The sequence below is a fragment of the Streptomyces sp. MS191 genome (genome assembly GCF_008042125.1).
In the GTDB taxonomy this organism is placed as follows: Bacteria; Actinomycetota; Actinomycetes; order Streptomycetales; family Streptomycetaceae; genus Streptomyces.
In genome coordinates this window covers 1-12,978 of the sequence record NZ_RDBI01000244.1, presented here as the reverse complement: position 1 = coordinate 12,978, position 12,978 = coordinate 1, and the positions used below count along the sequence as shown (strand labels likewise).

The 12,978-nt window shown below is 73.9% G+C and carries 13 protein-coding genes; 12 read left to right on the top strand and 1 reads right to left on the bottom strand.

What is annotated here, in order from left to right:
* The 7 genes from EAO71_RS37170 to EAO71_RS37140 all read left to right on the top strand — a co-directional run.
* On the top strand, window positions 1-687 hold a 687-nt coding region (locus EAO71_RS37170; RefSeq protein WP_222723635.1), incomplete at its 5' end, for an acyl carrier protein.
* A complete protein-coding gene (locus EAO71_RS37165; RefSeq protein WP_147982188.1) occupies window positions 684-1,433 on the top strand; it encodes a thioesterase II family protein in 750 nt (249 codons plus the stop codon). The genes EAO71_RS37170 and EAO71_RS37165, both read left to right, overlap by 4 nt.
* Window positions 1,421-2,290, top strand: coding sequence for a 3-hydroxyacyl-CoA dehydrogenase family protein (locus tag EAO71_RS37160; protein ID WP_222723634.1), 870 nt, complete (start codon window positions 1,421-1,423; stop codon window positions 2,288-2,290). The genes EAO71_RS37165 and EAO71_RS37160 overlap by 13 nt, the downstream gene beginning before the upstream one ends.
* Window positions 2,283-2,552, top strand: coding sequence for a phosphopantetheine-binding protein (locus tag EAO71_RS37155; protein WP_222723633.1), 270 nt, complete (start codon window positions 2,283-2,285; stop codon window positions 2,550-2,552). Before EAO71_RS37160 ends, EAO71_RS37155 begins: the two co-directional genes overlap by 8 nt.
* Window positions 2,537-3,721 (top strand): acyl-CoA dehydrogenase family protein, encoded by a 1,185-nt coding sequence (locus EAO71_RS37150; RefSeq protein ID WP_147982187.1) that lies wholly within the window; start codon window positions 2,537-2,539, stop codon window positions 3,719-3,721. Before EAO71_RS37155 ends, EAO71_RS37150 begins: the two co-directional genes overlap by 16 nt.
* A complete protein-coding gene (locus EAO71_RS37145) occupies window positions 3,718-4,986 on the top strand; it encodes a class-II aminoacyl-tRNA synthetase family protein (protein WP_147982186.1) in 1,269 nt (422 codons plus the stop codon). Before EAO71_RS37150 ends, EAO71_RS37145 begins: the two co-directional genes overlap by 4 nt.
* Window positions 4,983-6,371, top strand: coding sequence for an acyltransferase domain-containing protein (locus EAO71_RS37140; protein WP_147982185.1), 1,389 nt, complete (start codon window positions 4,983-4,985; stop codon window positions 6,369-6,371). Before EAO71_RS37145 ends, EAO71_RS37140 begins: the two co-directional genes overlap by 4 nt.
* A 27-nt stretch (window positions 6,372-6,398) precedes the next feature.
* Here EAO71_RS37140 and EAO71_RS37135 read toward each other — a convergent pair whose 3' ends face one another.
* Window positions 6,399-7,667, bottom strand: coding sequence for an MFS transporter (locus tag EAO71_RS37135; RefSeq protein WP_187282995.1), 1,269 nt, complete (start codon window positions 7,665-7,667; stop codon window positions 6,399-6,401).
* 175 nt (window positions 7,668-7,842) lie between these two features.
* On the opposite strand from EAO71_RS37135, the gene EAO71_RS37130 reads away from it, so the two are divergent.
* The 5 genes from EAO71_RS37130 to EAO71_RS37110 are packed head-to-tail and all read left to right on the top strand — an operon-like array spanning window position 7,843 to window position 12,929.
* The gene (locus tag EAO71_RS37130) at window positions 7,843-9,270 is read left to right on the top strand and encodes a condensation domain-containing protein (protein ID WP_147982183.1); all 1,428 of its coding nucleotides are present in this window, start codon (window positions 7,843-7,845) and stop codon (window positions 9,268-9,270) included.
* Window positions 9,267-9,506 (top strand): acyl carrier protein, encoded by a 240-nt coding sequence (locus tag EAO71_RS37125; RefSeq protein WP_147982182.1) that lies wholly within the window; start codon window positions 9,267-9,269, stop codon window positions 9,504-9,506. The genes EAO71_RS37130 and EAO71_RS37125 overlap by 4 nt, the downstream gene beginning before the upstream one ends.
* 7 nt (window positions 9,507-9,513) lie before the next feature.
* Complete coding sequence (locus EAO71_RS37120) at window positions 9,514-11,043, top strand: amino acid adenylation domain-containing protein (RefSeq protein WP_147982181.1); 1,530 nt, start codon at window positions 9,514-9,516, stop codon at window positions 11,041-11,043.
* Window positions 11,027-12,124, top strand: coding sequence for a MupA/Atu3671 family FMN-dependent luciferase-like monooxygenase (locus tag EAO71_RS37115; protein WP_261992535.1), 1,098 nt, complete (start codon window positions 11,027-11,029; stop codon window positions 12,122-12,124). Before EAO71_RS37120 ends, EAO71_RS37115 begins: the two co-directional genes overlap by 17 nt.
* On the top strand, window positions 12,117-12,929 hold the full coding sequence (locus EAO71_RS37110; RefSeq protein WP_222723632.1) for an O-methyltransferase: 813 nt from the start codon (window positions 12,117-12,119) through the stop codon (window positions 12,927-12,929). The genes EAO71_RS37115 and EAO71_RS37110 overlap by 8 nt, the downstream gene beginning before the upstream one ends.
* Window positions 12,930-12,978 lie beyond the last annotated feature (49 nt).

The following is a 12,978-nucleotide window of genomic DNA, read 5'->3' as shown; positions in this document are numbered from 1 at the left end:
CTCGTACGCCGCGCGCGGCCCCGTCCCCCCGTCCTGGCCCTGCGCACCGCGTACGACGGCAAGGCGGCTTCGGCGGCCGAGGCCGCCGATCCGGCGTACTGGGTCGGCGTCCTGCGCGGGCCTGCGACGGCCGCGCCGGCGACGGGCGACGGCGGGCGTCCGGTCCTGGACGTGGACCCCGCGCGCGCCCCGGACGGGCCGCGATCCGTGCCGGAGGTGCTCGGGGCGCTGTGGCTCGCCGGCGCCCGGATCGACTGGGCCGCCGCGCACCAGGGGCCCGTGCCCCGCAAGGTCGCCCTCCCCACCTACCCGTTCGCGCGCCGGCTCCACTCCCTGACCGCCGCCGAGCGGGAGGCCGGTCCCGCGCCCGCCCCGGCCGCCGACTCGGCGCACGGCACACCGGTCCGCTCCGAGACGGCGCCGCCGGCCGCGCCCGGCACCGGGGGCGCCTCCACGCTCACCCTCGTCACCGGCCTCTTCGCCGAGATCCTCGACCTGCCCGACGTCGAGCCRGACGACAGCTTCTTCGACCTCGGCGGGGACTCCCTCATCGCGACCCGTTTCGTCGCCCGGGCCGAGGAGGTGCTGTCCGTCCGGCTGGTCCCCCGTTCGCTGTTCGAGGCGCCGACCCCGGAGGAGCTGGCGGCTCTGGTCGACGGGCTGGCGGCGGCGGGGAGGGAGCGGTGACGGGCTGGACCGTCCGCAGGATCCGGCGGCCCGGGGCGGGTTCCTCGCTCTACTGCTTCCCGCACGCGGGGGGTTCGCCGGGCGAGTACGTGCGCTGGTCCGACGACCTGCCCGACGTCCAGCTGTGGGGCGTGCACCTGCCCGGCCGGACCACCCGGTCCGCCGAACCCGCCTTCACCCGCGTGGCGCCGCTCGTCGACGCCGTCCTGTCCGCCGTCCGCTTCACTCCGCCGTTCACCCTCTTCGGGCACAGTCTCGGCGCGCTGGTGGCCTTCGAGGTGGCACGGGAGCTCCGGCGGCGGGACCTGCCCGCACCCGAGCGGCTGATCCTCTCCTCCTGCCCCGCCCCGCCCTTCCCCGCTCCGTCGCGACCGGTCCACTCGCTGCCCGACGACGCGCTCCTCGCCGAGATCGAGCGGCGGTCCGGTGACCGGATGGACCACCTGCGGGACGACCCCGTCCTGCGGGCGGCCGCCCTCGCCTGCTACCGCGCCGACTTCGCCCTCCTGGAGAACCACGTCCACGTCCCGGGCCCACGGCTCGACTGCCCGGTCACCCTCCTGGCGGGCGCGGACGAACGCCTGCTGCCGGACGCGGACGCGTGGGCCGCGTACACCGGCGGCGCGGTCGAGCGGCGGCTGCTGCCGGGTGGGCACTTCTACTTCCGTACGGCCCGGCCTCAGACGCTGAGCGTCCTGCGGGAGACCGTCAGCACGACGAAAGGAGACACCGAGTGGACCGGATAGGCGTGGTCGGCGCGGGCACCATGGGCCGGGGCGTCGCGCAGCTCTTCGCGGAGCACGGGCACGAGATCGTGCTCGTGGACGTCGCGGAGGACATCCTCGACTCCGCGCGGGCCGATATCACCCGTCACCTGCGGCTCGCACCGCTCATCCGGCGCGGCGCGCCCGTCCGGCCGCCGGAGGAGGTGCTCCCGCGCATCCGGTTCACCACGGACCTCAAGGACCTGCGCGAGATCGACTTCCTGGTCGAGAACGTCACCGAGGACTGGGACGTCAAGCGCGCCCTCCACCGCGAGCTCGACGCGATCTGCCCGCCCGGGGTCGTCTTCGGCGTGAACACCTCGGCGATCCCCGTCACCCGGGTCGCCGGCGTCACCGGCCGCCCGGACCGCGTGCTCGGCACGCACTTCATGAACCCGGCCCAGCTGAAGCCGACGGTGGAGCTGATCCGCGGCCACCACACCTCGGACGCGACCCTGGCCCGCACCCAGGCCCTGCTCGAAGGCGCGGGCCGGCGGCACGTGGTGGTGGAGGACTCGCCCGGCTTCGTCACCAACCGGGTGCTGATGCTGACGCTGAACGAGGCGATCTTCACCCTGCACGAGGGCGTCTCCACGGCCAAGGACATCGACCGGCTGTTCAAGGAGTGCTTCGGCCACGCGATGGGTCCGCTGGAGACGGCGGACCTGATCGGCCTGGACACCGTGTACCTGTCGCTCCAGGTCCTGTACGAGAACTTCGGCGACCCCAAGTACCGCCCGTGCCCGCTGCTGCGGAGGCTGGTCGACGCCGGACTCCACGGCAGGAAGACGGGCCAGGGCTTCCATTCCTACGAGTCGGGAGAACAGCGGCGTGGTTGAGCAGCACAGGGAACTGATCCGCGACTTCATCGCGCAGCACGTGCCGGACACCGAGGTGGACGACGACGAGGACCTGTTCGCCGGCGGGCTGGTGAACTCGCTCTTCGCGGTCCAGCTCGTGGTCTGGGTGGAGCGGACCTTCGACCTGCGGGTGGAGGGCGCGGACCTGGACTTCGCGCACTTCGCCTCGGTCGACGCCATCGCGGGGTTCGTCTCCGGCAAGCTGGCCCCGGCCGGAGGCGGCGCGTGGACTTCGAACTGACCGACGAGCAGCGGCGGCTCCGCAAGGAGATCGTCGCGTTCGCCCGGGCCGAGCTCGGCCGCGACGTAGCGGAGGACGACCGTACGGGGCGCTTCCCCCGGGAGGACTGGGACCGCTGCGCCGGGTTCGGCGTCCTCGGCTGGCCGGTGCCGCGGGAGTACGGAGGCGGTGGCCTCGACCCGCTGACGACGATGATCGCCCTGGAGGCGCTCGGCTACGGCTGCCGCGACAACGGACTCGTGTTCGCCGTCAACAACCACCTGTGGGCCTGCGTCGTCCATCTGCTGCTGCACGGTACGGAGGAGCAGAAGCGGCGCTTCCTCCCGCCGTTGTCGGCGGGCACCCTGGTCGGCGCGCACGCCCTGTCGGAACCGGAGGCGGGCACCGACATCCTCGGCATGTCCACCACGGCCGTGCGGGACGGCGACGGCTACCGGCTGAACGGGACCAAGTGCTTCATCAGCAACGGGCCGGTCGCCGACGTCTTCGTCACGTTCGCCCGCACCGGTGACGGGGCCGGGACGCAGAACCGGCTGTCGGCGTTCGTGGTCACCGCCGACATGCCGGGCGTGGTGAAGAAGCGCGAGCTGCCGAAGATGGGGCTGCGGACCACACCCATGGGGGTCCTGGAGTTCGACGGCACCCCGGTGCCGGCCGCCAACCTGCTCGGCCGGGAGGGCGCCGGCTACCAGGTGTTCACGTCGGCGATCGAGTGGGAGCGCTCGTTCATGTTCGCCGCGCAGGTGGGGGCGATGGAGCGGATCCTGGAGAACTCGGTCGACCACGCCAACACGCGCCGCCAGTTCGGCCGGTCGATCGGCACCTTCCAGGCCGTGTCGCATCCGGTCGCCGACATGAAGATCCGGCTCGAACTCGCGCGGAACCTCCTGTACAAGGTGGGCTGGCTGAAGCGGGAGGGCCGGATGGCGCTGGTCGAGGCCACCATGGCGAAGATCTTCATCAGCGAGAGCCTGGTCCAGACGGCCCAGGCGTCGATGGACCTGTACGGCGCCCGCGGCTACGTGGCGGAGGACGGTGTCGAGCGCGAGCTGCGGGACGSGCTCGCCGGTCCCATCTACGCCGGGACGAACGCCGTCCAGCGCGGCATCCTCGCCGAACTGGTCGGTGTGCGCGGGGCCCTGTCCGGGGGCGGGGGCGGGTCGCGATGAGCACGTTCCGGATCCCGCTCGATCCGCCGGTGCCCGGCGCGCTCGCCGAGGAGCTGGCGCGGCGCGTCTACTTCGTCTCGTCGACGATCACCGGTTTCACGCTGGTCAGGACGCCGCCGGAGACCGCGTCGGGGTCCGGCTCCGGTTCCGCCGCGGGTGGCTCCGGGCCCGCTGCCGGTCCGTACGGGCCGCCGGTCACCGCCGTGGACGTCACCGCCACGGCGCCCGGCGAGGAGCCCGTCGACGTCGCCGGGCTCACCCGCAAGCTGCGCCACGTCGTCACCCACGACGTCCTCGCCCAGCGGCCCGTGGAACCCAAGGTCGTCTGGCGCGGCTCCGACGCCGAGCCGCCCCGCGACGTCTTCGAGGAGCTGGTCGCCCGGGGCGCCGCCGCCGAGCTGGGCGAGGGGCAGATCGCGGTCGGCGAGCCCGTCCTGTCCCTGATGGACCATCTCGACGCCGAGCTCCGGTCCGTGGTCATGGACGAGTTCGACGCGCGCGAGTTCCGCTATCCGACGCTCATCACGTCGGCGGCGCTGCGCCGCACCGGGTACTTCGACTCCTTCCCGCACATGCTGATGTTCGTCACGCGGTTGCACGGGGACGTCGACAGCTACCGCGGGTTCCTCGACTCCGTCGCGGACGGCGGCGACCTCGCCGAGGGGCTGCGCGCGCACACCGGCGGGTTCGACCACTCCCTCCCGCCGACGATGTGCTTCCACACCTATCACCAGTACGCGGACGGGCCGCTGCCGGCGCCGTCGACGGTGGTGACCGCGCGGGGCAAGTCCTTCCGGCACGAGTCCCGTTACCGCCGCTCGCTGGAGCGGCTGTGGGACTTCACGATCCGGGAGATCGTCTTCATGGGGAGCCCCGAGTTCGTGCTGGGCGCGCGTGCGCGGGTGATGGAGCGCTCGTACGCCCTGATGGAGGCGCTCGGTCTCGGCGGCCGGTGCGAGGTCGCGGGCGACCCCTTCTTCCTGAACGAGGCGACGGCGGCCCGCGCCTGGTCGCAGCGACTGCTCCAGCTCAAGTACGAGCTGCGGCTGCCGCTCGACGGGGAGCGGGACGTCGCCGTCGCCTCGTTCAACTACCACGAACGGCTCTTCGGTTCGTCGTTCGGCATCCTGGACGAGGCCGGCGACCCGGTGTACTCGGGCTGTGTCGGCTTCGGGCTCGAACGGCTCGCGTACGCGTTCCTCTGCCGGCACGGCGTGGATCCGGCCGGCTGGCCCGAAGCGGTCCGCAAGGCGGTGTCGGCGTGAGCGGGGAGACCCGGCTGCTGGCGCTCACGGCACGGACGGCCGAGGCCCTGGAAGTCGCCACGGACGAGCTGGCGGACCGTCTGGAGCGCATGGACGACGCGGAGTTCGCGGCCCTGCCGGCCGTGTCCGAGGCTGCGACGACGCCCTCACCCGCAACCCACCGGCGGGCGCTCGCGGCGAGCGGGGCGGCGGACGCGGCCCGGAGGCTGCGCAAGCGCGATCCGCGGCGGGTGTCCACCGGCGGCGGTCCGGACGGTGGCCGCGATGCGGACGGCGGCGGTCGCGGCCCGGCCGGCGGTGGCGGTCCCGGGGTGTCGCGGGTGTTCCTGTTCTCCGGGGTCGGGGACCAGTACGCCGGGCTCGGCGCGGGCCTGTACCGGTGTCTGCCGGTGTTCCGCGACGAGCTCGACCGCTGCTTCGGGCTGCTCGCCGCCGAGCCCGGTCCGGACCTGCGGCAGGTCCTCTTCCCCGCGGCACCGGAGGAGGGCGACGAGCCGGGCGCGGGCGCCGCCGCCCGTCCCGATCTGGCCGCCCTGTTCGACCGGCGCGAGACGGTGCAGGAGATCCACCGCACGGTCGTCGCCCAGCCGCTGATGTTCGCGGTGCAGTACGCGATGGCGCGGGCCCTGACCGCGCTCGGCGCGGGGCCCACGGCCCTCGCCGGTTACAGCGTGGGCGAGTACGCGGCGGCCTGCGTCGCCGGGGTCCTCCCCTTGCCGGACGCGCTGCGACTGGTCAGCCACCGGGCCCGGCTGGTGGACGGGCTGCCGGAGGGCGCCATGCTCGCCGTCATGGCGGGGCCCGAGTCGGTACTTCCCTACATCGGCGGGGAGTTGTCGGCGGCGGCGTTCAACGGCCCGCAGCAGACGGTGCTGTCGGGTCCGGTGGAGGCGGTCGAGAAGGCGGCCGGGCTGCTGACGGAGGACGGTCACGCCTGCCGGCGGCTGGCCACCTCGCACGCCTTCCACTCCTGGATGACGGAGCCGCTGACGGGGCCGCTGGAGGAGCTCCTCGACGCACTGCCACTGCGGCCGCCGGAGGTCCCGGTCCTGTCGAACGTGACCGGGACGTGGCTGCGGGACGAGGAGGCGACCAGTCCGGCGTACTGGGCCCGGCAGCTGTCCCGGACGATCCGGTTCGCGGAGGAACTGGCGGAGATCTGGCGGCTGCCCGACCCGCTCCTGGTCGAGCTGGGTCCCGGGCAGCCGCTGACCCGGCTGGCGCTCCAGCATCCCGGCCGCCCGGCGGGCGCGGTCGGGTCGGTGGTGCAGTCCCTGCCCGGCGGGTTCGACAGCCGCTCGGAGCACGAGCTGCTGCTGGCCGCGCTGGGGCGGTTCTGGGTCACCGGGGTGGAGCCGGACTGGACGGCCCTGCGGCTTCCGTGAGCCGGCGCCCGGGGCGGCGCCGCGGGGTCAGTCCTTGACGACCGCCGTCGCCTCCTCCTCGGGGAGTTCACGCAGGGCCGGGACCGGCGACCAGAGCAGCGGCAGCCAGGAGACGGCTCCGACGACGGCGGAGGCGATGATCGCGCCCCGCATGCCCAGGAGTTCGGCGAGGAGGCCGGACAGGGGGCCGCCGATCGCGATCGTGCTCCAGATGACGAAGCGCATGGAGGCGTTCATCCGCCCCCTCAGCCGGTCGGGCGTGATCGCCTGCCGCAGGGTCACCTGGGCGATGTTGAACAGCGGCACGCCGAAGCCGAAGAGCAGGTGGCCGGCGGCGAGGAACGGGAAGGACAGGCCGGGTTCGACGGCCGGCATCAGCATCAGCGCGAGCCCGACACCGCAGGTCACGGCGCCCCAGGTGATCGAGCGGCCGTAGCCGAGCCGCTCGATGGCCCGGCTCGCCAGGAGCGCGCCGCCGACCAGGCCGACGCCGGCGAGCGAGAAGACCACGCCGACCATGGCGGGGGCGTAGTCGAGGGTCCGCACCATGTAGAGGGTGAGGAGGACGGTCAGCATCGAGGAGCCGAGGTTGAGGAGGCTGGCGCAGGCGGCGACGGCCCGCAGCATGCTCTGCCGCAGGACGAAGCCGAGTCCCTCGCCGATCTCCTTGCGCAGCGAGCGCGCCCCCTGGTCGGCGGGTACCTCGGGCTCGGGTTCCGGCTGGCGGATGGCCCGGCAGAAGAGGCCGGAGGCGAGGAAGCTGAGCGCGTCGAGGAGGACGGTGGCGGCGGCGCCGATGACCCCGGCCAGGATGCCGGCCGCGGCGGGGCCGGCCATCTCGGCGGCCGAACTGCTGGCGGTGAGCTTGGCGTTGGCGTCGGCGAGTTCCTCGCGCCGTACCAGGGTGGGCAGATAGCTCTGGTACGAGATGTCGAAGGCCACCGTGAAGACGCCGACCAGGAGGACCGCGATGTAGAGCTGGGCCAGGGTCAGCACGTCGAGGGCGTACGCCACGGGCACACTGCCGAGCAGGAGCGCGCGGAGGAGGTCCGAGGTGACGAGGACCGGCAGGCGGCGCATGCGGTCGAGGAGCGCCCCCGCGGGCAGGGCCAGGAGCAGGAACGGCAGCATGCGGGCGCTGGTGAGGAAGCCCAGTTCGGTCGCGGAGGCGTGCAGCGTCCCGATGGCGAGCAGCGGTACGGCGAGCTGACCGATCTGGGTGCCGGTCTCGCTGATCGACTGCGCGGCCCACAAGCGCATGAAGTCCGGTGAGAGCCAGAGGCCTTTGCGGGTCACCAGGCCATCACGGTCATGGGGGTGCCACCTTCCCTCGATGCGTCGGCGCGTCGCGAACGGAGGCCCCACCATAGAGCTGATGGACGCGCATGTCATGGACACAGAAATCATTGACAGCGGGTTGCTGTTGATCTCTACTTGATGTGGTCACGATCACCATAACCGGGGGTCACGCATGGGGGACGGCAGCGCGCACGCCACGGGTCCGGTTCCGGACATCCGGCCGGTGCCGCGTGACGGACACCTGCCGCTGTCCTGCTCGCAGGAGCGGCTCTGGTTCCTGCTCCAGCTCCATCCCGGCATCCGGGCCTACCAGTTCCAGGCCGTCCTGACCCTGACCGGAAACCTCGACGCACGCGCCCTGGCGGACGCGCTCACCGAGGTGGTCCGCCGGCACGAGGTCTACCGCACCACGTTCGCCCACGGCCCCGACGGCCCCCGGCAGGTGGTCCACCCGCCGTACGAGGTCACGGTCCCGGTCGACGACCTGCGCGGCTCCCCGGACCCCGAGGCGGCGGTCCGGCGGGCGGTGGCCGACGCCGTCGACGAGGAACTCCCGGTCGACCGGCTCCCGTTGGTCCACTGGCGGCTGCTCCGCACGGCCGACGACCGGCACGTCCTGCTCCACCTGGAGCACCATCTGATCCACGACGGCTGGGCCTTCAACGTCTTCATCGACGAACTCTGCGCCCTGTACGAGGCGTTCGCCGAGGGCCGGCCCCCGGAGCTGCCCGAACCCGGGCTCCAGTTCGCCGACTTCGCGGCGTGGCAGCACGCCTGGCTCGACAGCCCGGCCGCCGAACGCCAGCTCGCCTACTGGCGCGACCGGCTCGCGGACGTCCCGCCCTTCCTTGAGCTGGCCACGGACCGGCCGCGCACCGCCGCCCGCCGCTTCGCCGGGGACGCTCCCCGGTTCACGGTCCCCGCGCATCTCACCGACCGGGTCCGCTCGCTCGCCCGGCACGAACGGGTCTCGCTCTTCGCCGTGATGCTCGCCGCCTTCCAGGTCCTCCTCCGCGGCTGGTCGGAGCAGGACCGCTTCTCGGTGGCCTCGGGACTGGCCGGGCGCGGTCGGCCGGAGACCGACCGGATGCTGGGCATGGTGGTCAACACGGTGGCCCTGGACGCCGATCTGCGCGGCGACCCGACCTTCCGGGAGCTGCTCGGCCGGGTCCGCGCCACCGTCTTCGGCGCGCTGGAGCACCAGGACCTGCCCTTCGACCGGGTGATCGCGGCGCTGCGCCCGCCCCGGGTACCCGGGCGGCAGGCCCTGTGCGAGGTGCTGTTCGCGTTCCACGACGCGCCGATGCGCGCCGTCCGCATGCCGGGCCTGGACGTCGAGGTGACGCCCGGCATCAGCAACGGCAGCGCCAAGTTCGACCTGAACGTGATCGCGATCCCCGTCGCCGAGCAGGCCGTCGGGCAGCGCGGCCGGGACGTGCCCGGCGGCGTGGAGTTCATCTGGGAGTACGACCGGGACCTGTTCGACGCCACGACCGTCGCACGGGCGGCGGCCGACTACGAGCGGCTGCTCGCCGCGGTGGTGGCCGACCCTCAGGTCCGGGTGTCGGAGCTGGTCGGCGCTGGGGAGGACCTGAGGTGACGGACGAGGACGAACTGCTGGAGGCGGTGCGGGAGGCCTGGGCCGAGACGCTGGGCATCGACGCCGAGGACGTCCCCGTCGACCAGGGCTTCTTCGACGCCGGCGGCAACTCGCTGCTGCTCCTGCTGCTGTGGGAGCAGCTCAACGAGCTGACCGCCCTGGAGCTGCGGGCCACGGACCTCTTCCGGCACCCCACCGTCGGCGCGCAGGTGAAGCTGCTCGCGGGCGGGGTGTGAAGCGGACGTGGCCGAGAGCCTGTACCGGCTGTGCGCCGACAGCGCCGCGCGCCGTCCGGACGGCGTCGCCGTCGAGTTCCCCGACGGCTCCCTGACGTACGGCGAGCTGCTCCGCGCCGCGGAGGCGCTCGCGGAGCGCGTACGGGACGCGTACGGCACGGTCTCCCGGGTCGGCCTGTTCGCCGCCCGCGGGCCGTCGGCGTACGCGGGGTACCTGGCGGCCCTGCGTCTCGGCGCCGCCGTCGTCCCGCTGCACCCCGGCTTTCCCGCCGCCCGCACCCGCCGGATGTGCGAGCAGGCCGCCCCGGACGTGGTGCTCGCCGACGCGGAGGCGTGGGAGCGGGGCGACGGGAGCTGGGCGGAGGGCGTGCCCGTCCTGGCGCTCAGCGGGGCCGAGGTGCGGTCCGCCGTGCCCACGGGGTCGCTCGGCCCGTACCGCCCGGACCCGGACCGCACCGCCTACCTGCTGTTCACCTCGGGGACGACGGGCCGCCCCAAGGGCATCCCGATCCGGCACCGCCAGGCGCTGGCCTTCCTGCGGCAGGCGGCGGCGCGCTACGAGGTGGGGCCCGGCTGCCGGATGTCGCACACCTTCGACCTGACCTTCGACCTCTCCGTCTTCGACCTGTTCGTGACCTGGGGCGGCGGCGCGACACTCGTCGAGCCGGCGCCCGCGGAGTCGTTCTCCCCCGTCGACTACGTGACCGGCCGGCGGCTCACCCACTGGTTCTCCGTGCCGTCGGCGGTCTCGGTGGGCGCGGGGCTCGGGCAGCTGCCCGCCGGGCGCGCCACCGGACTGCGGTACAGCGTCTTCTGCGGTGAACAGCTCACCTACGAGCAGGTGGCCGCGTGGCGGGCCCTGGCCCCGGCGACCGTCGTCGACAACCTCTACGGCCCCACCGAACTGACCGTCGCCTGCTCGGCGTACCGGCTGCCGCGCGACCCGGCCGACTGGCCCCGCACCTCCAACGGCACCGTCCCCATCGGCCGGATCCACGACTCGCTGGACCACCTCGTCGACCCGGAGTCCGGCGAGCTGTGCGTCCGGGGACCCCAGCGGTTCGACGGCTACCTCGACCCGGCCGACGACGCGGACCGCTTCCGCGCCGCGCCGGCGCAGGACGGGCCGTTCGCCGGGGCGGGGCGGTACTACCGCACCGGCGACCGGGTGCGGTACGAGGACGGCCGCCTGGTGCACCTCGGCCGGCTCGACGACCAGGTGAAGATCCGCGGCTTCCGGGTCGAACTCGGCGAGGTCGAGGCGGCGTTGCGCCGGCTGCCGCAGGTCGCCCACTGCGTCGTCGTCGACGTCGCCGCCGCGGGGCACGACGGGGTACGCGAACTCGCCGCCTGCTACACCGGGGACCCGGTGCCCCGGCGCGACCTGCTGAACTCCCTGCGCGGCACGCTGCCGATCCACCTGGTGCCCCGCCGCTTCCTGCACCGGGACACCCTGCCCCTGAACGCGAACGGCAAGGTGGACCGGAACGCGCTCCGGCTGCTCGCCGGAGAGGCCGTCGATGCCGCCCGCCCCTGAACCGCCCACCGTCTCCGACCCCACGGCCCCCATGGACTTCAGCCTCTTCTACTTCGCCAGCGACGACGGCGACGACGACGCCGGTCCCAAGGGCGACCGCTACCGCCTGCTGCTCGACGGGGCGCGCTGGGCGGACACCCACGGCTTCACCGCCGTCTGGACTCCCGAACGGCACTTCCACTCCTTCGGCGGGCTCTACCCCAACCCGGCCGTGACCGGCGCCGCGGTGGCCGCGGTCACCGAGCGGGTGGCGATCCGGGCCGGCAGCGTCGTCGCGCCGCTGCACCATCCGCTGCGCCTCGCCGAGGACTGGTCGGTCGTCGACAACCTCTCCGGCGGCCGGGCCGGAATCTCCTTCGCCTCAGGCTGGCACGCCGCCGACTTCGCGCTGGCCCCCGAGGCGTACGGGGACCGGCGCGCGCTGGTGCTGGACCAGGCCGAGACGGTCCGCAGGCTCTGGCGCGGCGAGGAGCTCACCGTCCGCGACGGCGTCGGCGCCGAGCGCCGGGTGCGGATCCATCCCCGGCCCGTCCAGCCGGAGCTGCCGACCTGGATCACCAGTGCGGGCGGGGTGGAGACCTTCCGGCGGGCCGGCGCCMWGGGCGCCGGCGTCCTCACCCACCTGCTGGGCCAGGAGCTCGACGACCTCGCCCGCAAGATCGCCGCCTACCGGGCGGCCGCCGGCCCGGACGGCGGTCACGTGGTGGTGATGGTCCACGCCTTCCTCGGCGAGGACGGCGACGCGGTCAGGGAGCTCGTCAGGGAACCGCTCTGCGCCTATCTGCGCGACTCCCTCGGGCTGCTGCTCGGCTCCCGGTTCGAGGGACGGCGCGGCATCGACCCGGCCCGGCTCCGGCCCGACGACGTGGACTTCCTCGTCCGGCGCTCCTTCGACCGGTACTACGAGGACGGCGCACTCCTCGGCACCCCCGCCGAGGCCCGCCGCGTGGTGGAACGGCTGCGCGGCATCGGGGTCGACGAGATCGCCTGCCTGATCGACTTCGGCCTGCCCGCCGAGACCGTCCTCGCCGGTCTCGACCTGCTCGGCGACCTGCGCACCGGAGGCCCGCACCGTGACTGACTTCGAGACCGCCGTCGCCGGGCTCCGGGTGCCCGGGATGGGAACGGAGGCGGTCGCCCCGTTCCTGGCGAACCTGATCCGGCTCACCCGGCCCCGCCGGGTGCTGGAGGTGGGGACGGGCTACACCACCCCCTTCCTCGCCGCCGCCCTCGCCGAGGTCGAGGGGCTGGCCGCCCGCGAGTCCGCGGCGCTCGCCGCCAAGACCCGGCGGTACCTGGACGACGGCGCCCCGCTGGACGACGACTGGCTCCGCGCCGACCCGCCGCTGGCTGCGCCCGCGAGTTATCTGGAGCCGTACCGGCCGGTGTTCGTCGCCGTCGACGACCACTCGATCCCGGAGTCGTCCGCCGGCCGGGTCGCCGAGGTCCTGGCCGCGCTCGGTCTCGCGGACCGGGTGACGACGGTCGACGCGGCCCTGCGCGACTGCGACGCGGCGCTCCCGCCGGACTTCGCCCCCATCGACCTGGCCTGGGTGGACGCCTGGGACTGCCTGTACTTCCTCGACCACTTCCTCGACCGGATCAACCCGGACGGCGGCGTGGTCGTCCTGCACTACCTGATGACGTACCCGGAGGGCGAGGCCATCCTGCGGTACCTCGCCGGGCTCCAGCGCGCCCGTCCGGGAGAGCTGGAGGTCCTGAACCTCCTCGAACCCCACAAGCTGCGCCAGAACAGCGTCACCATGATCCGCCGTTCGGTCGGCCCGCACCCCCGGTACGCGGGACCCGGCGGCCGCATCCGGTACGACGGCGCCCTCGGGGAGTCGGCCCGCGACCAGGCCGGCACGGTGACTCCCCCGCCCTGACCGCCGGCCCCGTCCCTTCCGCCGCCTCCCGTCGCGCCGCCTCCCGTCG